Annotated in this window: 21 protein-coding genes; 8 read left to right on the forward strand and 13 right to left on the reverse strand. The window is 59.6% G+C overall.

Annotation, left to right across the window (positions count from 1 at the left end; genetic code table 11):
• Positions 1–71 precede the first annotated feature (71 nt).
• The gene (locus BLU07_RS16705) at positions 72–1,694 is read left to right on the forward strand and encodes a GGDEF domain-containing protein (protein WP_092389173.1); all 1,623 of its coding nucleotides are present in this window, start codon (positions 72–74) and stop codon (positions 1,692–1,694) included.
• A 36-nt stretch (positions 1,695–1,730) separates the two neighbouring features.
• Here the strand turns inward: BLU07_RS16705 and BLU07_RS16710 are convergent, their stop codons facing one another.
• Both BLU07_RS16710 and BLU07_RS17665 read right to left on the reverse strand, forming a co-directional pair.
• Complete coding sequence (locus tag BLU07_RS16710) at positions 1,731–3,026, reverse strand: DASH family cryptochrome (RefSeq protein WP_092389175.1); 1,296 nt, start codon at positions 3,024–3,026, stop codon at positions 1,731–1,733.
• 269 nt (positions 3,027–3,295) lie between these two features.
• A complete protein-coding gene (locus BLU07_RS17665; protein ID WP_157719239.1) occupies positions 3,296–3,445 on the reverse strand; it encodes a hypothetical protein in 150 nt (49 codons plus the stop codon).
• On the opposite strand from BLU07_RS17665, the gene BLU07_RS16715 reads away from it, so the two are divergent.
• Together BLU07_RS16715 and BLU07_RS16720 are read left to right on the forward strand one after the other, a co-directional pair.
• Complete coding sequence (locus tag BLU07_RS16715; RefSeq protein ID WP_092389964.1) at positions 3,444–4,262, forward strand: N-acetylmuramoyl-L-alanine amidase; 819 nt, start codon at positions 3,444–3,446, stop codon at positions 4,260–4,262. The genes BLU07_RS17665 and BLU07_RS16715 overlap by 2 nt on opposite strands.
• Positions 4,256–5,485 (forward strand): nucleoside recognition domain-containing protein, encoded by a 1,230-nt coding sequence (locus BLU07_RS16720; protein ID WP_092389177.1) that lies wholly within the window; start codon positions 4,256–4,258, stop codon positions 5,483–5,485. Before BLU07_RS16715 ends, BLU07_RS16720 begins: the two co-directional genes overlap by 7 nt.
• Positions 5,486–5,753: 268 nt before the next feature.
• Here BLU07_RS16720 and BLU07_RS16725 read toward each other — a convergent pair whose 3' ends face one another.
• A complete protein-coding gene (locus tag BLU07_RS16725) occupies positions 5,754–6,344 on the reverse strand; it encodes a hypothetical protein (RefSeq protein WP_092389179.1) in 591 nt (196 codons plus the stop codon).
• Between the two features lie 181 nt (positions 6,345–6,525).
• On the opposite strand from BLU07_RS16725, the gene BLU07_RS16730 reads away from it, so the two are divergent.
• The 4 genes from BLU07_RS16730 (at position 6,526) to trkA (ending at position 11,590) form a co-directional block, all read left to right on the forward strand.
• Positions 6,526–7,974: a TrkH family potassium uptake protein gene (locus BLU07_RS16730; RefSeq protein WP_092389181.1), complete on the forward strand. Its 1,449-nt coding sequence runs from the start codon at positions 6,526–6,528 to the stop codon at positions 7,972–7,974.
• Positions 7,971–9,428 (forward strand): sensor histidine kinase, encoded by a 1,458-nt coding sequence (locus BLU07_RS16735; RefSeq protein ID WP_092389183.1) that lies wholly within the window; start codon positions 7,971–7,973, stop codon positions 9,426–9,428. Before BLU07_RS16730 ends, BLU07_RS16735 begins: the two co-directional genes overlap by 4 nt.
• Entirely contained in the window at positions 9,425–10,111 is a 687-nt protein-coding gene (locus BLU07_RS16740) for a response regulator (protein ID WP_092389185.1), read from the forward strand. The genes BLU07_RS16735 and BLU07_RS16740 overlap by 4 nt, the downstream gene beginning before the upstream one ends.
• A gap of 102 nt (positions 10,112–10,213) precedes the next feature.
• Entirely contained in the window at positions 10,214–11,590 is a 1,377-nt protein-coding gene (trkA, locus tag BLU07_RS16745) for a Trk system potassium transporter TrkA (RefSeq protein WP_092389187.1), read from the forward strand.
• On the opposite strand, the gene BLU07_RS16750 is transcribed toward trkA, so the two are convergent.
• Genes BLU07_RS16750 through BLU07_RS16785 form a run of 8 tightly spaced genes read right to left on the reverse strand, consistent with a single transcriptional unit; the run spans position 11,581 to position 19,297 of the window.
• Positions 11,581–12,300: an HAD family hydrolase gene (locus tag BLU07_RS16750; RefSeq protein WP_092389189.1), complete on the reverse strand. Its 720-nt coding sequence runs from the start codon at positions 12,298–12,300 to the stop codon at positions 11,581–11,583. The genes trkA and BLU07_RS16750 overlap by 10 nt on opposite strands.
• Positions 12,297–13,214, reverse strand: a complete 918-nt coding sequence (gene xerC, locus BLU07_RS16755; RefSeq protein WP_157719240.1) for a tyrosine recombinase XerC — start codon at positions 13,212–13,214, stop codon at positions 12,297–12,299. The genes BLU07_RS16750 and xerC overlap by 4 nt, the downstream gene beginning before the upstream one ends.
• Positions 13,204–13,920, reverse strand: coding sequence for a DUF484 family protein (locus tag BLU07_RS16760; RefSeq protein ID WP_092389191.1), 717 nt, complete (start codon positions 13,918–13,920; stop codon positions 13,204–13,206). The genes xerC and BLU07_RS16760 overlap by 11 nt, the downstream gene beginning before the upstream one ends.
• Positions 13,917–14,747 (reverse strand): diaminopimelate epimerase, encoded by an 831-nt coding sequence (dapF, locus tag BLU07_RS16765; RefSeq protein WP_092389193.1) that lies wholly within the window; start codon positions 14,745–14,747, stop codon positions 13,917–13,919. Before dapF ends, BLU07_RS16760 begins: the two co-directional genes overlap by 4 nt.
• Before the next feature lies 1 nt (position 14,748).
• Positions 14,749–16,002 carry a diaminopimelate decarboxylase gene (lysA, locus tag BLU07_RS16770; RefSeq protein ID WP_092389968.1) on the reverse strand — a complete coding sequence of 418 codons (1,254 nt, stop codon included), beginning with the start codon at positions 16,000–16,002 and terminating at the stop codon, positions 14,749–14,751.
• A gap of 8 nt (positions 16,003–16,010) precedes the next feature.
• Positions 16,011–16,154, reverse strand: a complete 144-nt coding sequence (gene lptM, locus BLU07_RS16775) for an LPS translocon maturation chaperone LptM (RefSeq protein WP_092389195.1) — start codon at positions 16,152–16,154, stop codon at positions 16,011–16,013.
• A 55-nt stretch (positions 16,155–16,209) separates the two neighbouring features.
• A complete protein-coding gene (locus BLU07_RS16780) occupies positions 16,210–19,050 on the reverse strand; it encodes a class I adenylate cyclase (RefSeq protein WP_092389197.1) in 2,841 nt (946 codons plus the stop codon).
• Between the two features lie 10 nt (positions 19,051–19,060).
• The gene (locus BLU07_RS16785; protein WP_092389199.1) at positions 19,061–19,297 is read right to left on the reverse strand and encodes a TIGR02647 family protein; all 237 of its coding nucleotides are present in this window, start codon (positions 19,295–19,297) and stop codon (positions 19,061–19,063) included.
• Between the two features lie 213 nt (positions 19,298–19,510).
• Between BLU07_RS16785 and BLU07_RS16790 the strand changes: the two genes are divergently transcribed.
• Positions 19,511–20,176 carry a glutathione S-transferase gene (locus BLU07_RS16790; protein WP_092389970.1) on the forward strand — a complete coding sequence of 222 codons (666 nt, stop codon included), beginning with the start codon at positions 19,511–19,513 and terminating at the stop codon, positions 20,174–20,176.
• A 247-nt stretch (positions 20,177–20,423) separates the two neighbouring features.
• On the opposite strand, the gene BLU07_RS16795 is transcribed toward BLU07_RS16790, so the two are convergent.
• On the reverse strand, positions 20,424–22,325 hold the full coding sequence (locus BLU07_RS16795) for a beta-ketoacyl synthase (protein ID WP_092389201.1): 1,902 nt from the start codon (positions 22,323–22,325) through the stop codon (positions 20,424–20,426).
• Between the two features lie 155 nt (positions 22,326–22,480).
• A complete protein-coding gene (locus BLU07_RS16800) occupies positions 22,481–23,977 on the reverse strand; it encodes a CoA-acylating methylmalonate-semialdehyde dehydrogenase (RefSeq protein ID WP_092389203.1) in 1,497 nt (498 codons plus the stop codon).
• Between the last annotated feature and the right edge of the window lie 145 nt (positions 23,978–24,122).

Here is a 24,122-nt window from a genome sequence, read left to right on the forward strand (position 1 = left end):
GCCCCTATACTCTCTGGTGTTGGCGGCGAGTTTCAGCTATAACACTGCTGCTTATTGAATAGGGATTCAGCATGACGGAAAGCCGCCACTCAGCACAGCGAGGAGCCGATATCAACTTCGCCCCGGCAGATGTGGAAGAATTGCTAAAACGCGGACTGGTGCGCCTCAGCATTGCGGCTGCCGGCGTCGATCCGGTGCTCGACAAGCGCCTGAAGCAACTTCGTGCAGCCATGCGCAGCGAATGCCCGGCCAGCGGCCTGGCCGAATTGCTGCCGGATCTGGAGCGTGCCGTTCTGGCGGTTGATAATGACCGCGAGCATCGCATGGCGTCGATTACTGCCCATTTGCGCAATCTGGTCGAGCAACTGCTGGCCCATGAGCCGCCTGTTGAAACGCGTAAAACGCTGCGCAACATCCGTGATCAATTGGCTGAACCCCTGCACTATGCTGCGGCCTACCATGCGGTTCTGGAGCAACTGGTGCCAGCGCAGGACGAAACGCTGCAAGCGGAGTCTGCCAGTGCAGCCGGTGGTGGGCTCTTCTCCCGGCTGTTCAAGCGCAGTGGCGACCAGCCGGCCAGTGACAGCGAGCACGCCGATACAGCGCAGGATGTCAATCACCCTGGCGTCATCACTGATGAAGGCACCAGTTATAGCCAGGTTGCCGCCCATGTCGAAGGCATACTACTTGATCTGTTGACGCAGCTGGAAGTCGCAGAAGCCCAGCAACCCCAGCGCGATCGGCTCAAGGTGCAGATAGCCGAGGGTTTGAACTGGTATGAACTGGCAGCGGTGCTTGATCAGGCCAGTCAATTGATTCTGCTGGCCCAGCAAAGCCGGCAGGGTGACTTTGAGCGCTACCTGCAACAGTTGAATGAGCGCCTGGCCCTGTTCCAGGGCAATCTTGAAGATGCCCACGAGGCCTATACCGGCTCGGTAGATGCCGGGGTTGAACTGGAAGGCGCAATTCGCACCCAGGTCGAGGGGTTACACGATGATGTGCGTGATGCAGCAGACCTGGACAGCCTGAAGGCCACAGTTGAAAACAAGCTGAATCACCTCTTGCAGGATGTTGAACAGGCGCGCTCGGTCCGCCAGCAGCGCGAGCAGGAGGTCAGCGAGCGGTTGCAGGTCATGGTTGAGCGTATCCAGGTTATGGAAGTCGAAGCGCAGTCTTTTCGCACGCATCTGGAAGAACAGCGCCAGCGTTCGCTACTCGACAGCTTGACCGGCATGGCAAACCGGGGCGGTTTGCAAAAACGCATGGCCGAGGAATTCGAGCGCTGGCAGCGCTATGGCGGTCAGCTGCTGCTGGCAGTACTTGATGTGGATCATTTCAAGACCATCAATGACAATTTTGGCCATCTGGCCGGGGACAAGGTACTGCGGCTGATTGCCCAGCAGTTGTCCCGGCGGCTGCGCAAAACCGATTTTATCGGTCGTTTTGGCGGTGAAGAATTTGTCATGTTGTTGCCCGGGACCAATCCGGAGCAGGGCGAAATCGTGCTGGAAGCCCTGCGTAGCGGTATCGAGGAATGCCCTTTCCACTTCAAGACCGAGCGGGTAACCATTACGGTATCCATAGGTTTTACCGACTTTCAGCAGGGCGATGATCTGGATACGGTATTCGAACGTGCCGACAAGGCCATGTATGCGGCCAAAGCCGCCGGCCGTAACCGCCTGTTGCGGGCCTGACCGCTGCCCGGCACTGACAGGGTCAGTGCACCCTGATCAGGGTGCAGCCAGCCAGGTGTGCACATAGGCGCCCTCGGGGTCATGCCTTGTCGCCTGCTCCTGCACATTGAAGCGGCGGCCACCGCGCGGGTCGTGTCCGACGCCGGCAATATAAGCCCAATTGCCCCAGTTGCTGCCCACCTCGTAATCGATCAGCTGTTGTTCAAACCAGGCGGCACCCAGGCGCCAGTCCTGTTGCAGCTCATGCACCAGATAGCTGGCTGCAATCTGCCGGCCGCGGTTGGACAGAAAGCCCGAGCCGTTCAATTCATGCAGGCAGGCGTCGACGAAGTCATTCCCGGTTCTGCCGTTGCGCCACTGCTCGAAGCGCTCGTCGCGGTGGGCGCATGGTTTGTGCTCGGACAACCCGCGCAAGCGGAACCAGGCAGCACCGTGTTGTTGCAGGCTGAGGCGGAAAAATTCGCGCCAGAGCAGTTCAAAGCCGAGCCAGTAGGTCGAGTCATTGGCCCCGTGTTCGGCCTCGTGGCGGCGTAATTCACGCCACACATGCCGCACCGACAAACTGCCATGGGCCAGCCAGGGCGACAACTTGCTGGAAAAGTCACGCCCGAGCAGGCCATTGCGGGTTTCCTTGTAGTGTCGTACGGACCGGTCACGCCACAGGTACTGGTTCAACCAGTCCAGTGCTGCAGCTTCACCCGCTCCGGGTGGCAGCGCACTGCGCGGTTCGGCGACCGGTTGCTCCAGCCCCAGCTGAGAGAGGGTCGGCCAGGCCTGGCGCAGATTGATTGCGACACGGGGCCAGGGCCCCATGCGCTGACGTGCCCGGCTTTCGCTCGGCTCGGGTAGCTGGCGTTCGATCTGATTGCGGAAGCGGGTAAAAACCTGCGGCATGCGCTCCAGGCTGAAGGGTAAAGATTCTAAAGCGAACAGACGGTTATCCTGAACCTGTTGCAGTCGACAATGATCCGGCAGTTGACCGGCTATTTGCTGCAAGCGCTTCAGCTCCTCAGGGGCATACTCGCTATGGGTGCGCAGCAAACCCACATTCAGCTCACGACACAGTTGCGGCAGGGCCTGTTCAGGCGCTTGCTGCAACAGCAGCAAGCCGGGGCTGCCCAGGGTACGCAAGCCGGCATCGAGAGCATCCAGAGAAGCCAGCAGGTGTTGTGCGCGGCGTGCGCCGCAGCGGCGCATGCCGTGCTCATCGGCAATGAATTGCGCCGGATCCAGACAATAGACCGGCAAGCAGGGCTGAGTCAGATCAAGATCGGCCAGCAGTGTATTGTCATGCAGACGCAGGTCCTGTTTGAACCAGAGCAGGGTAGTCATCGGCGGATTCCATCAATGAAATTTGCATTCAAGCTATACATGTAAGTAATTTATGTACAGTATGAGTACATGGCAAATGATTGCCTGATTTCTCCTGACTCCGATGAGACCCCCCCTATGCCTTTCGCAACCTCCAGCAAAACCGCCAGCCACAGTGACAGATTGCCCTGTCGCGGTTGTACGCCCGACTGCCCCAATCGCACCACTTGCAACGGCACGCCATGGCGATCCGATTACCAGAGCCCGTTGTCACGGGGAAAGTCACGGCTTCAGTAATCCAGCCAGACCCGGACCGAACGCATTGACCGGCAATGCCCAAGGGCAATACTCTCGGCAAATCGGTGCTTTCCCTGCTTGAACAACGCTGCAGCAAGGTCGAAGATAACGACCATCTGCCTTTCTGCTGCGAGAATGTTCATGGATCGATGCTTGCCCGTTGCCTTGCTCTTGATGCTGCTCGTTGGCTGCGGCTCCGGGCCGGTCATCGATACGCGCTACAGCGCGGCCAGCCAGGACAGCCGGGTGCAATATGTGATCCTGCATTACACCTCTTCCGGGCTGGACCGTTCCCTTGGCCACCTGGCCGAGGGTGGCGTCAGCAGCCATTACCTGATTGACCGTCAACCGCCGACCATCTATCGCCTGGTCGATGAAAGCCGTCGCGCCTGGCATGCCGGCGAGAGTAGCTGGCAGGGGCGTTCCTGGTTGAATGCCAGTTCGATCGGTATCGAACTGGTGCATTATGGCTACCATGAAACGGCGCATGGCCGTCTCTGGCCGGACTATGATCCGGCCCAGATAGAGGCCCTTGTTGTGCTGTTGCGCGACATTCTGCAGCGTCACAACCTGGGGCCGGAGCGGGTCATCGGACACAGCGATGTTGCACCACAGCGCAAAGTGGATCCCGGCCCGACGTTTCCATGGCAGCAGTTGGCAGCAGCAGGCGTCGCCATTTGGCCGGATACGGCAGTCGTTCAGCAGTGGTCGGCACACCTGAAAGCTTGCCTGCCACCGATCGGCTGGTACCAGCGGGCACTTGCCGAGGTGGGTTATCCGCAGCCGGTCACGGGTGAGCTGGACCCCGCCACGCGCAATGTTCTGACGGCCTTCCAGATGCGTTTTCGTCCTCAGCGGCATGACGGGATGCCGGATGCCGAAACTGCAGCACTGCTGGCAGCACTGAGTCCGCAGGCGGCTCGGCAACTGGTCGCACAACAGGTGGTGCTGACATGCTGAATGGCATCTGGTTGAGTTTTTTTCTGGCTGCTTTCGCTGCGGCGTTGTGGCAATGGCTGGGCCTGGGAGATGCCGAGGTGTTCAGCCGGCTGGTGGCGGCGCTGTTCGATATGGCGCGACTGAGCGTCGAGATCATGCTGGTTCTGGTCGGTACCATGACGTTGTGGCTGGGGTTTCTGGCGATTGCAGAGAAGGCCGGTATGGTGCGGGTGTTGGCCAGGTTGCTCGATCCCTTGTTCCGTCGGCTGATGCCGGAAGTGCCCAGTGGCCATCCGGCGCAGGGGCACATCACCATGAATTTTGCTGCCAACGTGCTGGGACTGGACAATGCCGCGACACCGATTGGCATCAAGGCGATGCAGTCGTTGCAACAGCTGAATCCGCACAAGGATACGGCGAGCAATGCGCAGATTCTGTTTCTGGTGCTCAATACCTCGTCACTGACGTTGCTGCCGGTGACTATTTTCATGTACCGCGCGCAGCAGGGTGCGGCTGATCCGACGGCGGTATTTCTGCCGATTCTGTTGGCGACTACGGCATCCAGTCTGGTTGGCTTGTTGACGGTGGCGCTGGTCCAGCGGCTCAAGCTGTGGGACCCGGTGGTGTTGCTGTATCTGGTATCGGTGGCGGTGGGGCTGGGCGTGTTGTTGACGACGCTGGCCGGAATGTCGGCGCAGGCGCTGGCGGCTACCTCGACGCTGGTGGGCAACCTGACGCTGTTCGGCATCATCATTGCCTTTCTGGGGGTGGCGGCGCTACGCAAGGTGAATGTGTACGACACTTTTATCGAGGGGGCCAAGGAGGGTTTCAGTTTTACGGTATCGCTGTTGCCCTATCTGATTGCGATGCTGGTGGCGGTCGGTGTGTTGCGCGCCAGTGGGGTGCTGGATGCGGGGCTGGAGGGCTTTCGCTGGTTGGCTAATTGGGCCGGGTGGGATACGCGCTTTGTCGAGGCTTTGCCGACGGCTTTCATCAAGCCGTTGTCCGGTAGCGGGGCGCGGGCGATGATGATCGAGACCATGGATACTTTTGGTGTCGACAGCTTTCCGGCGCTGTTGGCGGCGACCCTGCAGGGCAGTACGGAAACGACCTTCTATGTGCTGGCGGTGTACTTCGGTGCGGTGGGTATTCGCAAGGTGCGTCACGGACTGGGCTGTGCGCTGGCGGCGGATTTTGCCGGGATAGTGACGGCGATTCTGGTTTGTTACTGGTTTTTTGGTTGAGCATTTGACTCCGTGCCATGCGGCATTGCCAAACGCACCAGGGAAACACCGATTAAATCACTTCAGTGTACCGCCCGGTTGCCGCTGACCTGTTCTGGACACGCCGTAAACCCTTCCCTGGGGGCTCGTAGATGCCATCCATGGCATCTAACGGTCCAGAACAGGTCAGCGGCAACCGGGCTATAAGCGTTTTATGCAATTAATCGGTATTCCCCTGAGCGCCAGGCAACACCGCTTCAGCGACTTGTGTCGTTGTCAGCGCTCAACGTCAGGGGCTGTGAATTTGTCGACCTTCCAGGTCAAACAACTGCTTTTGGCCTGTTTTTTGTGGCCGTTGTTTACTCGCCTGAATGGTTAACTGCCCGCCGCAGCCGGGGTGATTGACGTTGAGTACGTCGGGTTGGTCGGGCCTGGTTGGCAGGGGTAGCGGTTGGTGATTGCTGCCGCCGCAGGTCAGGCAGCGGCCTGGGCTGGCGCGTTCAGCGAGGGCGGCGCGCAGGACGCGATAGGCCTCGAGCTGTTGCTCCAGCTGGCTGATGTCGGCTTCCAGAGTGTCAATGCCGTTCATGGGTTTGGCATAAAACTGCCACCAGGGGAGCTTTTGCGGCACGTCTTTGAGCAGGTTGGCGAAGTCCAGTCTCAGGCAGAGCAGGGTTTTCAATAACGCGGCTTCGCCTTCGGCGCTGGGCAGCCGCTCCACTCGGCACAGGTTGCGGCAGTCGGAGCACCAGCCCGGGCTGGCAGGCATGGGCAGTTGCTGGCCGTCGAGGGTCTGGTAGGCACAGTCAGGCGCCGAGCTGGAATAGCTACGCTGCAGATCGCAGGCGGTACAACCGACAATATAATGCGCTGGCGCCATGAGTCATCCGTTTCACAAGTCAGCGCACAGGGTCGCCAATCCCGTTGGCAAGTGCAACCGTACGGACCATTTTGTTGTGGCCCTGCACGTTTACGCAGAATTTACGCTATCTGTCTGTTTTGCCCATCGATTATTTATGGCTGTCTTGGCTAGGCTCAAGTTTTGCTGTCGAGGGCGTGCAATGTTCAGTCTTTTCCGTCCGGTTCTCTATCTGTGCAGTGTGTTGTCGATGGTCATCAGTGTGCTGATGGCAATAGTCGCCCTCTTTGGCTGGTGGCGAAACGATGCCGAGTTCATGGTTTTTTTGCTGTGCGCAGCCGGTATTTTTCTGTGTGGCCTGATCGTGCACTTTCTGGTTCGCTCTCCGGGCAATCAACTGGTTGCCCGGCAGTTGTATCTGATGACCAGTCTTGGCTGGATGCTGATGGCTTTGTGTGGTGCGCTGCCCTTGTTCTTCAGCCACTATGAGCTGAGCTTTACCGATGCGCTGTTCGAGGCGGTTTCCGGTATTACCACGACCGGCTCAACGGTGCTCAGTGGTATCGAGCAGCTGTCACCCAGTCTGCTGCTGTGGCGTTCGATGCTGCAGTGGTTGGGCGGGTTGGGGGTTATCGGCATGGCAGTGTCGATTCTGCCATTTCTGCGGATTGGGGGTATGCGCCTGTTTCATACCGAATCATCCGATTGGTCGGATAAGTCGATGCCGCGACTGCAAAGTCTGGCCAGGTTGCTGGTGCTGACCTATCTGGGGTTGTCGCTGGCTTGTACCGCAGCCTACTGGTTGGCAGGGATGTCAGTTTTTGACGCCGTGAACCATGCCATGACGACGGTATCCACCGGTGGGTATGCTACCGATGACCGCTCAATGGGTCGCTTTGGCGCGCCGATACTGTGGATTGCGATTGCCTTCATGTTGTTGGGGGCTATGCCATTTACCTTGATCATCAGCTTTCTGCGCCGGCCCCGCTGGCATCTTTTGCTGAACTCGCAGGTACTGACCCTGCTTGGTATCGTTGCTGCGGTGAGTCTGCTGCTCAGCAGTTTTCTGATTCTGGGTAACGATCAAAAACCGTTTCATGCCCTGACCCACGCCACCTTCAATCTGGTCTCGGTTATTACCACCACAGGCTATGCGTCCAGCGATTACACGCAGTGGGGCAACGTCAGTATCGCGTTGTTCTTCTTCGTGATGTTTATTGGCGGCTGCTCGGGTTCGACCAGTGGCGGCATGAAAATCTTTCGCTTTGAACTGAGTTACCGTTTTCTGCGCTCCCAGGTGCGCAAGCTGATTCATCCCAATGGGGTATTTACCACGCAGTACAACGGACGCACAGTGGATGACGACATCATGCATTCAGCGGTCGCGTTTTCCTTTCTGTTCTTCATTTGCCTGGCAGTTTTGACCCTGTTCCTGGCAGCGCTCGGGCTGGATCTGGTGACCAGTCTAAGCTCTGCTGCAACCGCCTTGACCAACGTGGGCCCGGGGCTGGGCGATATCGTCGGCCCTGCGGGCAATTTTGCGCCATTGCCTGACGCGGCTAAATGGCTGTTATGCTTCGGCATGCTGCTTGGGCGGCTTGAGCTGCTTACTTTGATGGTTCTATTGACCCCGGTGTTCTGGCGCGGATGAAAATACCTGACATGCACTCGTTTACTCGCCAGGATATTCTGGCATTCAGTTTGCCCTGGGTGGTGCCGCTGATCGCTACTGCGGTGGTTCTATCCTTGTTACCGGTGTTGCCGATTGCCAACCTGGTCATGGTCTACCTCGCTGGCGTTTTGCTGACTGCGGTTACCACGCGTATCAGACCGGCGCTGGTCTGTGCCGTGCTGAGCTTTCTGGCCTTCAACTTCTTTTTTACCGAGCCGCGCTTCAGTCTGCGGATGCTGCACCATGAGGATATTCTCACTGGCGCCCTCATGGTATTGATTGCCCTGGTAACCGGTCACGCGGCGGCGCGCCTGAACGAGAAGGTCAATGCACTGCGCGACAGCGAGCGCTGGAATGAACTGCAAATGGGCTGTGCGCGTGAGTTATCCGGGTGCATTGATGGGGCTGCCGTGGTTCTGTGTATGCGCGAGCAATTGGCGGAGTGTCTGGGCTGGCATGCGCGGATAAATCCCGCTGAGGTGAGCGGTCGCTTGCGCGGTCATCCGCGTGAAGCCAATTGGCAGGAAGACGAAGCCGGCATCAACGTCATTTTTGCTGATCAAACAGGCGCGGTGAGCGACAGTATCCGCTTGTCAGCCATGCAGCGTGTGTCGGACTGGCATCGTAGCCGCCTCGATGTGCTGGTCAGTCTGGGTAGCCTGGCGTGGGCGCGTGTGCAGTTGGCCGACTCGCTGAAACAGGAAACCCTCGACAAGGAGCGAGAGCAGTTGCGGTCTGCCCTGTTGTCATCGGTATCCCACGATTTGCGTACACCGTTGGCCACCATGATCGGTTCGGTAACCAGCCTGATTGACCTGGCTGATGCCCTCAGCGAGGCCCAGCGTGCCGAACTGCTGGCGAATACACTGACGGAAGCGCAACGGCTGGATCGTTATATCCAGAAGCTGCTGGATATGACCCGTTTGGGCCATGGAGAGTTGAGCCTGGACCGGGACTGGGTTGGGGTGGATGACATTGTCAGTGTGGTCATCAAGCGGATATCTCCCCTGCTGGGGTCGGTGCATTTGCATACCGATGTGCCTGACGGATTGCCCTTGCTGAATGTGCATGCGGCGCTGATCGAGCAGGCGCTGTTCAATGTGCTGGAAAATGCCCTGCGTTTTTCTCCACCCGATGGTGAAGTCTGGCTGGAAGCCTGCCATGAAGGGGAGTGGGTTTACCTCAGGGTGCGTGATAGTGGCCCGGGCATCGTCCCGGAAAAACGGGAACAAATCTTTGATATGTTCCATACCTTCAGTCACGGTGATCAGTACGCCGCCGGGACCGGATTGGGCCTGGCGATTTGCCGCAGTATTCTGGCAGCTCATGGTGGTCAGGTGACTGCGCTTGAGACTGAACCGGGGCATGGCGCTTTGCTGCAGTTGGCTTTGCCGGTCACGCTGCCGGAAGAACGCGGGGAGGGGAGTGAATGACCCGAATTCTGGTGGTGGATGATGAGCCGCAAATCCGGCGCTTTCTGCATATCTGTCTCGGCTCCCAGGGCTATGAGATGAGCGAGGCGGATACGGCGGCGACTGGATTGCAGGCGGCGGCACTCACTCAGCCTGATCTGGTCGTCATGGATCTGGGGCTGCCCGATATGGACGGTCAGCTGATGCTGCAACAGCTGCGCGAATTCTTTCAGGGGCCGGTGATCGTGCTGTCGGTACGCAATGGCGAGAAAGACAAGGTCCAGGCGCTGGATTCCGGCGCCAATGATTATGTCGAAAAGCCCTTTGGTGCCAATGAGTTGCTGGCGCGTATTCGCTCGGTATTGCGGACTTTTGGGGCGCTTGAAGTACCGGCAACCGGCTATGACGACGGTCATTTGCAGGTGGATTTGCGTGATCGGCGGGTGCGGCTGGCAGGTGAAGAAGTGCACTTGTCGAAGAAAGAGTTTGAATTGCTGCGCAACCTGTTGGCCCATCCCGGGCGCATCATTACCCAGCAGCAATTGCTGAAATCGATCTGGGGCCCCCACCACACGCACGACACGCACTACCTGAGAGTGTTCATCGGGCGCTTGCGCAGCAAGCTGGGTGAAGATCCCACGGCCCCCCGCTATATCGAGACGGAAGCTGGCGTCGGCTACCGGTTTATCGACCACTCCTCCTGAGCCGCGTTTACGATCTTTTTACGCGGCTCAAGCAAGCTGTACATGGAATCTTTACGCTGCTTCGTTGAAGAATGCAGGTGACAGAGTGCACGGGAGCAGTTTATGCGCATCATTATTCTTGGCGCCGGGCAGGTAGGTGGAACACTGGCAGGTCACCTGTCGGGTGAGGCGAACGATATTACCGTGATTGACAGCAATGCCGACCGCTTGCGCAATCTGCAAGAGCGCTTCGACATACGGACCATCTGTGGTTCGGCGAGCTTGCCGCAAGTACTCAGTCAGGCCGGGGCCCACGATGCCGATATGCTGGTTGCCGTTACCAGTAGCGATGAAATCAACATGATTGCCTGCCAGGTAGGCCTGAGCCTGTTTGCCATACCCAACCGGATTGCCCGGGTGCGTGAGCCGGGCTATTTGCAGAACCAGGAAAAACTCTTCAATCGTGATGCCGTTCCGGTTGATGTGCTCATCAGCCCGGAAACACTGGTAACCCAGGGCATTATCCGCCTGCTGGAATATCCGGGTGCCTTGCAGGTGCTGGACTTTGCCGAGGGGCGCCTGCAATTGATCGTGCTCAAGGTGCGTTTTGGTGGCGCGCTGGTTGGCCAGACACTGGCTACCCTGCACCAGCATATTCCGGATGCCGAGGCCAGGATCATGGCGGTGTATCGGCAAGAGCGGGCGCTGGACCCTGACCCGGATACCGTCATAGAAGCAGGTGATGAAGTCTTTGTACTGGCAGTCAAGGATGCGGTGCAGGCGGTAATGGCTGAATTGCAGCGCCTGGAGCCGCCCTATCGACGAATCCTGATAGCCGGGGGCGGCAATATCGGCGCTCGCCTGGCTGCGCAGGTCGAGCAGCATTATCAGGTCAAAGTGATCGAGCAGCGGCGTGTGCGCTGTGAACATCTGTCGCCCTTGCTTCCGGGTAGCATCATCCTGCACGGGAACGCCTCGGATCGGGATTTGCTGATCGAGGAAGGCGTGGGGCGCACGGATGTGTTTCTGGCGCTGACCAATGACGATGAGGCCAATATCATGTCTTCCATGCTGGCCAAGAAACTCGGCGCCCGAACGGTCATTACACTGATCAACAATCCGGCCTATATCGACCTGGTGCAGGGTGGCCTGATCGATATTGCGCTGTCTCCCCAGCAGTCAACGCTCAGCGGTTTGCTGAGTCATGTACGCCGTGGAGATATGGCGGCTGTGCATACACTCAGACGGGGTGCAGCTGAAGTGCTGGAAGTGGTGGTTCATGGTGACCCGAGTAATTCACGCGTGGTCGGCAAGTCAATCGCCAGGCTGTCATTGCCAGAGGGCACCCGGGTGGGGGCTTTGCTGCGCAATGACGAGGTAATGCTTGCCGATAGCCAGGCTGTTATCGAGGATGGCGATCACCTGATCCTGTTCCTGGCCGACAAGACGGCGGTCCGGCAGGTGGAAAAGTTGTTTCAGGTTGGTCTCGGCTATCTCTGAGTCCCGTCGGTGGTGTTGAACGCCGTCACCCAGCCGCCGATTTCACTCAGGCAATGCACCTCGCCATCCGGACGCTGGTGCTCTTCCGGCCAGGGTGTGCGGTGGCGGTTGAACCAGAGGCTGCCCATGCCGACGCTACGGGCTCCCAGCACATCATCGGACGGGTGATCACCGATATGCAGCGCATTGGCCGGCTCTACGCCGACCCGCTGCAGCGCGGCCAGAAAGGGCTCTGGCGCGGGCTTGCTGATACCCACTTCATCGGCCGACACAATCGCCTGAAAATACTTGTCCAGCCCCAGCCGGCGCACATCGGCATTGCCGTTGGAAATAGTCGCCAATGCAAAATGCCTGGACAGTTCAGCCAGCAGCGGCTCGGCATGCGGAAACAGCTCGACGGCATGGCGCGCTTCGAGAAATACGTCAAACCCCTGAAGTGCCAGGGCGCTGGCTTCGGCTTCGGGGTAGCCGGCCTGGCGCAGTCCGTGGCGCAACACGGCGATACGCAGATCAGTGACCCGGTGGCGCAGTTCGGGGTCGATTGCCAGTACCTGTTTGCGCAGGGCGCGGCGTGCATCGCTGTCCAGGTTGCGGGTAAACAGCGGCGCCTGCCGCTCCAGCCAGTCGAGCAGAATTTTCTCTGCAGCAGCCACCACGGGTTCGGTTTCCCACAGGGTATTGTCCAGATCAAAGGTCAACAGCTGAATCATGAGTCGCTCGGTTTGCGTTTGGCGCGGGGATGGGCGCGGTCATACACCTGGGCCAGATGTTGAAAATCCAGATGGGTATACACCTGGGTGGTGCTGATGTCGGCGTGCCCGAGCAACTCCTGCACCGCGCGCAGGTCGCTGGAAGACTCCAGCAGGTGGCTGGCGAAGGAGTGCCGCAGCATGTGTGGGTGCAGGTTCTGCCCCAGCATCTGCTGCCCGGCCTGGCGCACGCGCAACTGTATGGCGCGGTGCCCCAGGCGCTGGCCGCGCTGACTGACAAACAAGGGACTACCGGTGGCCTCCAGCCGTGGGTGCGCAGCCAGCCAGGTGTTCAGCGCTTCGCGCGCTTTGCGGCCGACCGGCAATATGCGCGTCTTGTTGCCCTTGCCGGTGACCCTGACTTCGCCCTGGCTCAGATCCAGATCCTGGGTATTCAGCGCGGCCAGTTCGGCCAGGCGCAGGCCGGAGGAATAGAAGAGCTCCAGCATGGCGTTGTCACGCAGGGCAATCCAGTCGGGCTCTGCGCTTTGATTGAACAATTGCGCGGCACGGTCGGTGTCCAGGGTTTTCGGCAATTTATGCCCGGCCTTGGGTGCCCGCAGATCCTGCGCCGGATTGTGTGTGCACTGTCCTTCACGTTGCAGGTAGCGATAGAAACTGCGGATCGCGCTGAGCCAGCGTTGCAAGCTGCGCGGAGACTGGCCGCGTTGGTGCCGGCGCGCCAGCATGGGGCGCAGATGCGCCTGATCCAGTTGCTGCCAGCTATCCAGATGCTGCTCGGCCATGGCGCTGGCCAGTGCCTGCAGATCACGCTGGTAGGCTGTGACGGTTTGTGCCGATACCTGTCGCTCGGTCTGCAAGTGATGCAGAAAGGCCTGCAGTGCCGGCAACAATGCTGTGTGCTCAGGCATCATTGGCCGGCGCTTCGTCGCGCAATTGTGGCGGATGCAGGAGCAGCCGACCGAGGGCGTCGGCAATGAAACCGAGGAACAGGGTGCCGCTGGCCTGTTTGTAATGGCCGGGGTCGCGACTGCCCAGCGCCAGCACACCGTGCAGGCCCTGATGCTGGATGGGTGACAAGGCGCAGGAGGCCACGTCCTTGCCGCCATCACCAAACAGGAAAGCGAGCTCTTCGGGACGCAGGATGCCGCTCAGGGTCTTGCCACTGTCGAGCAGATGCCCAATGGCTTCACGCGCGGCCTGATGGGTAACGCAGTGCGCATTGCTGAAACGTTCGGTTTCACTGAACAGGATCAGGCTGGCAAAGGGCACCTGAAAGTCATTGCGCAGGCTGTCTTCGACCTGGGCGATGATCTGCTCCTGGCTGTCGGCTTCCAGCAGATCGAGGATCAGGCGCCGGCTTTTCTCGAACAAGCGATCATTGTCGCGGGCCACATCCATCAGCTGGTTCAGCCGGTTGCGCATTTCGATATTGCGCTCACGCAGCAGCTTGACCTGGCGCTCGACCAGCGAGATTGAATGGCCGCGCTCATGTGGAATGATCAGTTCCGGCAGCAAGTCATCGTGTTCGGCGAAGAAGGCTGGATGTCGACGCAGGTAGCTGGCTACCTGCTCGGCGGTTGGCAATGGCTGTTCGGTCTTGGCGCGGTTGTCGCTCATACCCGTATCTGCCCCTCGTATACCCGTGTGGCTGGGCCGGTCATCAATACCGGTTTACCGGGTCCGGCCCATTCGATCAAGAGTTGCCCACCCGGCAGATCCACCTTGACCGGCGATTGCAGCAGGCCCTGGCGAATACCGGCGACCGCGGCGGCACAGGCGCCAGTACCGCAGGCGAGGGTCTCCCCGGCACCGCGCTCATACACGCGCAGGCGAATATGTTGCGGGTCCAGCAGTTGCATGAAGCCGGCATTCACCCGCTGGGGAAAGCGGGGGTGGTTTTCGATCAGTGGCCCCAGCTGCTCGACACCGACGCTGTCCAGATCATCCACCACGGTGACGCAGTGTGGGTTGCCCATCGACAGGGCGGCTACGTCCAGCGTCTGCTGGCCAACGCTCAGGGCGTAGATGTCTGCTTCGGCGTCAGCCTGAAAGGGAACCTCTGCCGGCGTAAACCGTGGTGCGCCCATATTGACCCGAACCTGACCGTCGCGGCGTACTTTGAGTACGATCGGGCCACCGTTGGTCTGCACGTGGATCTCGTTCTTCGCCGTCAGCCGCTTGTCCTGCACAAATCGGGCAAAACAGCGTGCACCGTTGCCACATTGCTCCACTTCATTGCCATCGGCATTGAAGATGCGGTAGCAAAAATCCATCTCCGGGTCGGTTGGCGGTTCGACCAGCAACAGCTGATCAAAGCCGATACCGAAGTGCCGGTCACTCCACAGGCGGATCAGTTTCGGATTGAGGCTGACGTGCTGGGTGATCAGGTCGATGACCATGAAGTCGTTGCCCAGCCCGTGCATTTTGGTGAATCGCAGCAACATGTCAGGCCTCGGGCAGCAGGCTTTCGCCGGCAAAGAGTTCGGCGATGGTTTCGCGCCGACGCACCAGGTGTTGCTGATTGCCGGCAACCAGCACCTCGGCGGCGCGAGGCCGGGTATTGTAGTTGGAGCTCATGACGAAACCATAGGCGCCCGCCGAACGCACAACCAGCAGATCACCGGCGGCCAGTGCCAGCTCGCGGTCCTTGCCGAGAAAATCACCGGTTTCGCACACCGGGCCGACCACATCCCAGACCTGAGACGGCCGGTCATCCCGCGGGTGCACCGAATCAATGCCCATCCAGGCGCTGTACAGGGCGGGGCGAATCAGGTCATTCATCGCCGCATCAACGATGGCGAAATTCTTGTGCGCAGTGGGCTTGAGGAAATTCACCCGGGTCAGCAATACACCGGCGTTGGCCACAATCGAGCGACCGGGCTCAAACACCAGCGACAGCTGGCGATCCCCCAGGCGTTCACGTACCTGGCCCAGATACTCGCCCGGACTCGGTGGCTGTTCGTCGTCATAGGTCACGCCCAGGCCACCACCCAGATCCAGATGCTGGATGCAGATCTCTTCCGCAGCCAGATCATCGACCAGTACCAGTAGGCGATCAAGCGCATCCAGAAAAGGGCTGACCTCGGTCAGTTGCGAGCCGATATGGCAGTCGACCCCTTTCACGTCGATATTCGGCATGCTGGCGGCGTGGCGGTAGACCGCTGCGGCATCGGCAATATCGATACCGAACTTGTTTTCTTTCAGGCCGGTTGAGATATACGGATGTGTACCCGCGTCGACATCGGGGTTGACCCGCAATGACACCGGGGCGGTGACGCCAAGCTCGGCAGCAACCTGTTGCAGGCGTTCCAGCTCGGCACTGGATTCGACATTGAAGCAGTAGATGCCCACTTCCAGCGCACGGCGCATTTCGGCGGCGGTTTTGCCCAGCCCGGAAAACACCACCCGGCCCGGATCACCACCGGCGGCCAGCACCCGCTCGAGTTCACCGCCGGAGACGATATCGAAGCCGGCGCCAAGGCGCGCGAGCAGATTCAGTACGCCAAGATTGGAGTTGGCCTTGACCGCAAAGCAAACCAGCCGAGAGCAATCTTTCAGGGGCTCATCCCAGGCCAGCCAGGCCTGTTCGATGGCATGCCGCGAGTAGACGAAACAGGGCGTGCCGTGTTGCTCGGCGACCTGGCGCAGGGCAACATCCTCGGCGAACAATTCGCCATCACGGTATTCAAAAGCTGACATGCGCTCACTCATTTCTGCGAGGGTTGCTGGATAACTTCTTCTTCAGCCCCGCTGGAGGGTTGTACCGTGCCCTCGGGCTGATACAGCGGGCCCTTCTGGCCGCAGCCGGCAAGCATGAGGATGAGGAAACAGGCAGCACTGAAAGTTTTCATGGGGCTTCCTTGATAAAGTTGGCATCGTTGCCAAGCAGTATACCAGCCCTTGCGATTACTGGCGCAGGCTGTCCATGGCCTGATTCAATGACTGTTCCAGTTGCTGGCGATAGCGCAGGTAATGGACGGTTTGCATCTTGCCGGCGGGATCGGCAGCAGAGAGATCAAGGTCGGTGATATAGCAGGGATAGCGTGAATGCTCGCGTCGCCGCTCCAGAATATGCCGGGCCACCGCTGAAAACAGCTGGTCTCCATGCTCGAGGGCGGAAAACTCACGGTGTTCACAGAAAATGCTGACTACCCAGCTGCTGTGCTGATCACTCGGTTCGGCAATCGCCTGCACCGCGTAAAAGTCCGCCTCCAGTTTTAATTCCGGGACCTTGCGCGGCACGACCCGGGTCGGGTGGTTGGCCCCGGCAGGCAGAATCTCGCCTATCTGCAGCTCGTCCTGATTGCGCTGGGCATCCAGTGGCTGGTTGATCTGCCGGCGCAAACGTACGCTGTAGAGAAAACGCAGCAGCGGCAGCAACAATGTTTGTTCGTCCTGATAGGCCGTGCGCTGGCGCCACAATGATCCACGCTCGTCGAGCACATAGAGTTCCGCCTGCTGGTTGCCGAGCAAGCGGAAAAAGACCTGCGTGCGGCCCGGTTGATCCTGGCGCAGAACCAGCGCAAGGTCCTGCCCTTGCAGCGCATAATTGTCCAGATGCAGTGCGGTATGCCGTGGCTTGCTGCGTCCCAGGTGCCGTTGCAGTGCTTCTTGGTCGTCCAGTGCGGTGACTTCGATGGCCCCGTTGCGCCGCTCGAGCAAACGAAAACCGGTCTGCACCTGCAGCAGAAACTGTTGTGCCGGCTCGGCCAGCAAGCGTTCGGCAGCATCGCGGAACAGGCTTTCGACCCGCTCGGCAATGGCGCTGGAGCGGTTGCGGCAATAACAGGCTACCTGCAGTTCCGGCAGGCGTTGATGGGCCTGGCCCTGATTGAGGAAGTCGCACAATGCCTGAATGCAGGCCTGTTCGCCGTCATAACGGCTGACCAGGATTTCATTCCAGCTGTTCAGGGTGATCTGGTCGATGCTCAGTATCAGGTTGTCACGCAGGCCGGAATAACCCAGAGCATCGGTATGGCTGCTGATCAGGTGCAAATTCTTCTGGCTGCTGGCGGGCAGCGGGTCCAGCCCGACATTCACCAGCAAGAGCACCTGGCAGGGTTGGCTGGCGCGTGACAGGGCGGCTTCGGTCAGGACCGGCATAGGCAAGGGAAAGCTCTGGCGCAGGCTGGTCAGCAGGTTATTCAATTCGAATTCGCTCAGCGCGCTGTCGCCAGGGTGCAATGCGAAACGGCTGGCGGCGTCGATCACGCCGTTGCGATAACCCCAGGTGAGCAGCTCCATCACATGCCGGGTGCGTTTCAGCGGCTTGTGCGCATCTATTTCGGTCAGGTTCAGCGAGCCGCGCAGCAATGCCCAGGAGGCTTGTCCGTCACGCTGTTCGGCTGCCAGCGTGAGCAGGGGTTCGGCCAGGTCCGGAGCAATGCCGGGGTTGATCACTTCGACCTTGCCGGCCTTGCGCTCAAAAGCCGCATGCAGGCGGCGGCCAAGCAACGACATGTCGCGGTTGTTGATCGCGTTGATGACATTGTGGCTACGGCCGAAATGCGACAGCAGTCGATAGCTGTGGGTCAGCTCGCTGACCAACTGGCGGCGTTCGCGGCTGACCTCTTCCACCCGCCACTGACGGCGGTTGTCCAGTTGCTGCAACTGGCGGGTATCCCACTGCCATTCGCGCACCAGTTTTTCCATCAACTGACGCTTCCAGTCGAGCATGCCGCCGCGCCGACTCAAACGCACATCGGCTTTCAGGTACAGGCAGCGGCGTACCAGATCCAGACGGTCCAGATCACCGCGTGCCTTGAGATAGGCTTCGACCTTGCGATACAGCATGATGTACGGGTCCAGCTCATCGGCATCCGGCTCGCCGGCATAGACCTCGCGCTTGAAACTCAGGCTCAGGCACTCGACATCCGGATGCTGGTTGGCATAGACCTCGGTCAGCAGCAGCTTGAGTACGGACTTGTAAGGCGAATCGATGCCCTTGAACAGTTGCCAGAGGCCGGCCCCAACATATTCGCCGGCAGGAATTTCGGCCAGATGGCCCAGATCGAGGGCGTCCCGCGCGCGCAGAAAGCGCTTGCCGAGCAAGGCTTTGGTGTACTCCGGATAGTTGTGTTCCTCGTACACCGGCACCATCCACCACAGCGGGTAGCGACCCGCAAGCAGGATGGCGGTACGGTAGAACTCGTCGAGCAGCAGATAGTGCTGTGAGCTGCCGCAATCCTCGGTGGTCAGGTCATTGTCGCGTTCGCCGCGACTGAAGCGTGCCGGATCGATCAGATGGAAGTGCGCTTCACAGTTCAGTGTGTCGGCCCAGTCGGTAATCAGCTGGCATTTGCTGGCCAGCTCCAGGCGTTCGGCCTCGTTCAGTGCCGGATCATGGCACACCCAGATATCCAGATCACTTTTATCCGATTGCGCAATGGTGCCCCCGCTGCCCATCAGATACAGAGCATGAATCTGTGGGTTGAAACCGGCCGGGTGTTTGCGCCAGCTGAAGCTCCGGGTCAGGCTTTGGGCGGCCAGCAAGGTCTCATTATCCGGCAGATAGGTGGCCAGACCGCGCGGCGTGTGCCCGGCAATGTAGCCGGGCAACAGCGGATGATTGACATCAAACAGCAACGGGATCAGTTGCAGCACCAGGTATTGCCGGCTACCCAGGGCCTGAGTGACACGACGCAGGCGGGTCTGGTTCAGTTGACTGAAGCGTTTGCGCAGGGTGGTCAGGGTCTTGCGATCAATACCCTCCTGCAGCTCCAGACGAATTTCACCCGATGCCGGCATGGCTTCCTCGTCAGGCCGTGCGCAAGATGGTCAGCAGCGTCTGGCTATGCTCGACGGCATCCAGACCCAGGCTGGTCAGATAACCACCATCGGCCTTGCTGGTCAGCCCCTTGCGGAACAGGCGCTCGGCAGCGGCAACTGCCTCTGGCGGGGCTTCGTGCCGGTGGATCTTCAGGCCTTCCTGGGTGTTGGCCAGGTTGTATTGAAGCAGCAGGTTGATTTCATCAATTTCATCGGAGCTGAGCATAGGCAGTTTCCTTCATCAGTACCCGGGAAGTGGGTGCCATCACAGTCTAGCGTGGAATACTGGCGTTGGGGTGTCCGGGATCAATACATGGCGTTTTTTCCATCTCGGGATGGTCTGGAAGCCTGTATTCAGGCCGGTGATGGCACTGGCATTTTTGTCGTCAAGGGGCTACAAGGGGAGCACATAACAATACGTCTTCAAGAGGTTTGCAGCATGCTTACATTGCACGGTTTTGCGGTCAGTAACTATTTCAACATGGTCAAGCTGGCGCTGATGGAAAAAGGTCTGGAATTCAAGATCAACACAGTGTTTGGCAGCCAGGATGAAAGCTTCCTGAAAATGAGCCCGCGCGGCAAGGTGCCCTGCCTGGAAACCGAGCACGGCTTCATCAATGAAACCAACGTGATTCTGGAATACCTGGAAGACACCCAGGGCGGCAAGGCACTGCTGCCGGCTGACCCCTACCAGCGTGCCGTGGCCCGAGCGTTGACCAAGGAAATCGAGCTGTATATCGAGCTGCCGGCGCGTACCTGCTACCCGGAAGTTTTCTTCGGTGGCAAGGTGTCCGATGAAGTGAAAGAGAAAGCCAGGGCCGACCTGTTGGCCGGCATCGCCACCCTGAAACGACACGCCAGCTTCTCGCCCTATGTCGCCGGTAGCGAAATGACCATTGCCGATCTGATGTTCCTCTACAGTATTGATCTGGCGATGGGCGTCGGCAAAAAACTCTTCGGTCTTGACCTGCTCGCCGAGCTGCCCGAAGCCAAGGCGCTGCTGGCCAAACTGGCGGAAAACCCCAACGTGCAGTCAATCGAAGCCGACAAGAAAGCCGAGATGGCCGCGTTTATTGCAGCGGCACAGGCGAAGGTGAAGAAGTAAGGTTTCGTTGGGTTGAGATCTTTCCACTCACCCCGTCAGGGGAGAGGGGTGACTGTTAGCTCGTTATTTCCTGGCTTTCAGGACTGCAATTACTTCTCGGGCGCACTATCAAAGCCCCTCTCCCCTGGCGGGAGAGGGGTTGGGGAGAGGGGGGTGACCGGATAATGCACGGTCTACGCTATCTTTAATCCCATCAATAAGCCGGAGTAATGGTTTAGCCAACCGCTAGACACTGACCACTCCGCCGTCACAACATATCCTTGAACCGCTCATCCACCTTGAAGCTCAGTGATTTGGCATAACCTGGCATATGAATGCCGCTGTCGCTCAGTTCGATGTCGGCATCGTTGAGCATGCCTTTGCCGAAATGGTACAGGGTGGCAAGCTGGCCCTTCAGTGCTTGCTGATCATAGCTGCGGGCTTTGCTGCGGGTGGCTTCACGGCGTTGGCAGTAGTCGGCAAAGACGGCTTCACCATAGCGCTTGGCCAACATCTTTTCGGCGACCTGCGGGGCCAGCACCACGGCACTGGCATTGTTGCCGCCAAACCCCTTGGAATTGATAAAACAGGCCTCCAGTGGCGTTTCTGACGCGCGGTCCTTGAGGCAAAAATCCAGGTGCTGATGGCGTACGTCAGGGGCGATTTGGTCGATGGTCTTGATGCCTGGCAGCAACTGGTACCTGAAGCTGCCGAGGGCAGAAATCAGTTGGTCGCCGCTGGCACTGGCCAGCGAGTGGCCGACGAAGGCCTTGGCGGCAACCACCGGCCAGCGCAGAATATCGAAAGCAGCGGCCACGCGGTCGAGCAGTTCGGATTCGCTGGTCCGGTTACCCGGCGTGCTCGAGCCATGGGCATGCACAAAACTGTTCCGGCGTACCCGATCGGGGCCGAGTATCTGCATGGCACTATGAACGGCCTTGGCCATGGTCAGGTAGTTGCCCGGGCCGGGCGCGGAAATGGACTTCTTGTAGCCATCGGCGTTGATAAACACATCGGTCACCGCGCCATGAATATCCGCCCCCAGCTGCAGTGCCAGTTCATCATCCATGAGCATCACGAACTGGCCGGACTCGGCCAGGGTAAAGCCGCAGTTCTGCCCGAAGGGGCGGCTGGCACGACGGAAGTCGACCTCATCGCGACCTTCGATGGCGCGCAGGCCGTCTTCGGTCGCCAGTGCGGTCATGGCGCCATAGCCCTCGATGCACTCCTGGGTGATCGGCGCCTCGGCACTACCCACCAGCACCACGCGGGCGCGCCCGCTGGCGAGCATGTCGATGCCCTTTTGCAGGTTGTACAGAAAGCTGGCGCAGGCGCCGGTCACGGCTCCTGTGGTGCCGAAGCTGCCGAGGACGTAAGCGTTGATAAAGTCGGCCGGCATGCTGTTCAGGCCCAGTGGCAACTGTTTGGCCGTTACCCGGCCACCCTTGAGACGTGACTGCATCAGGCCGGCAAAACTGTTGTCGTCGACCTGACTCATGATGCTGCTGGCAAATACCGCTACCTGATCGGGCTCGATTTCTGCCATCACCGCATCCCAGTTCAGCCCGCTGCTGTGCAGGGCGTCGCTGGCGGCGGTGATGGTCAGCTGCAGGCCGCGAGGGTGAAAACGCGAAGGGTACAGTTCACCAGGCTCAAAACCGCTGGGTAACTGGCCGGCTGATTTCACCGCCAGTGAGCGATAGCTGTCGACCTTGAGGTCGCAGCCGTCGTACACGGTGACCATGACATCGGTAGCGTTCAACGGCTCGACCACCCAGTCGGTCGGCAGCGGTTCGGGCAGTTGTTTGGCCAGGGTCATGAAAGAGAAAGGCTTGCCGGCTTCACCGGTCACGGTAAGATTCTTCTGCCAGTGGGCGGCGTCCACATCCAGATGACGTTTTTCAATACGACGTACCAGGGTGCCATCGAGGATCTGCTGCCCAAAGCGCTGTTCAATCTCGGCCAGCGTCAGTACCTGGCCTTCATCATCCACGTAGCAATCATTGCTGACCTTGACCAGTTGCATCAGCACAGCCAGCCCGGCCAGCGTTTCCTGCCTGTCTGCCGCGGGCAAAGACTCCAGGACGGTGCGGCGAAAACCGTGATGACCGGAACTGCGGCCAGCGGCATTGAAACCGCCAAAACCGACAATGACTGGCAAACGTGACATCGGGCAAGACTCCTAGCATGGCTCGCAAGCCCGTCAAAAGCGGGCGCTGTAATACCGTGCCGGTCCAGTGGCCGACACGGGAGCATTCTTGTGGACTGCAATACATGACGAGGAATGTAACCGATGGGTCACGTTTGGACCACCCCGCGAAGGCCTTACTTCATGGTTGGCATGCTGAAATCAGCGCCACTGCGGATACCTGTGGGCCAGCGTGCAGTGATGGCCTTGCGCCGGGTATAGAAGCGCACCCCATCCGGGCCATGCATGTGCAGAGGGCCAAACAGTGAGCGTTTCCAGCCACCAAAGCTGTGGAAGGCCATGGGCACCGGGATGGGGACATTGACGCCAACCATGCCAACCTGGATTTCGTTGCAGAACTGGCGGGCGCTGTCGCCGTCGCGGGTAAAGATGGCAGTGCCGTTGCCGTATTCGTGGGCATTGATCAGTTGCACCGCGCTGGCGTAGTCCGGTACGCGCACTACGCACAGCACCGGACCAAAGATTTCTTCGCGGTAAATGCTCATCTCGGCGTTGACCCGATCAAACAGACAGCCACCGATGAAAAAGCCATCCTCCAGGCCGGCGACGCTCACCTCACGACCATCCACCACCAGCTCGGCGCCTTCACTGACGCCGGCATCCACATAGCCTTTGACCTTGGCCAGGTGCTGTGCGGATACCAGTGGGCCCATTTCCATGCCGGGATTCATGCCATCGCCGATTTTCAGGGCGCGGACTTTGGGGGCGAGCGCGGCGACCAGTTGATCAGCGACCTCATCACCGACGGCGACGGCCACCGAGATGGCCATGCAGCGTTCGCCGGCACTGCCGTAGGCGGCGCCCATCAGGGCATTGACGGCCTGATCCAGGTCAGCGTCGGGCATGATCACCATATGGTTTTTTGCTCCCCCCAGCGCCTGTATGCGCTTGCCGTGGGCGCTGCCGGTGGCGTAGATATATTCAGCGATCGGTGTGGAGCCAACAAAGCTGACGGCTTCGACATCGGGGTGGGTCAGCAGCACATCGACGGCTTCCTTGTCGCCATTGACCACGTTGAATACGCCATCGGGCAGGCCGGCATCCTTGAGCAGTTCGGCGAGGCGCAGGGGGACGCTGGGGTCTTTTTCCGAGGGCTTCATGATGAAGCTGTTGCCGCAGGCCAGGGCGATGGGAAACATCCACATGGGTACCATGGCGGGGAAGTTGAACGGGGCGATGCCGGCCACTACGCCCAACGGCTGGTTGGTGGACCAGGCATCGACACCGCCGCCGACCTGTTCGCTGTGCTCGCCTTTGAGCAGGTGCGGAATGCCGCAGGCAAATTCGACCACTTCGAGGCCGCGGGTGAGTTCGCCCTTGGCGTCGTCAAAGACCTTGCCGTGTTCACGGGTGATGAGTTCAGCAAGTTCGTCGGCGTGCTGTTCGAGCAGGGCCTTGAATCTGAACAGGACGCGGGCGCGGTTCAGTGGGGTGGTGGCGGCCCAGGCGGGGAAGGCGGCCTTGGCCTGGCTTACAGCATTTTCTACTTCGCTGGCACTGGCCAGCGATACCTGGCCGCGCTGCTGTCCGGTAGCGGGTTCAAACACCGCCTGGGTGCGGGCGCTGGGGCCAGTGCGTTGGCCATTGATAAAGTGGGTCAATTGCAAAGTCATAAATCGTTTCCTGATAGTCCGTGCATTGCGTTGATCGTAGGGTTCAGTGTGTTGCGTCATGACGGGCCGCCGGGCGCGGACACGCGGCAAGTACGTCCCTGTAGCTCGTCGATGGCGTCCATGCCATCGACGGTCCGCGACCGGC

The sequence above is a fragment of the Halopseudomonas salegens genome, from assembly GCF_900105655.1.
Classification (GTDB): domain Bacteria; phylum Pseudomonadota; class Gammaproteobacteria; order Pseudomonadales; family Pseudomonadaceae; genus Halopseudomonas; species Halopseudomonas salegens.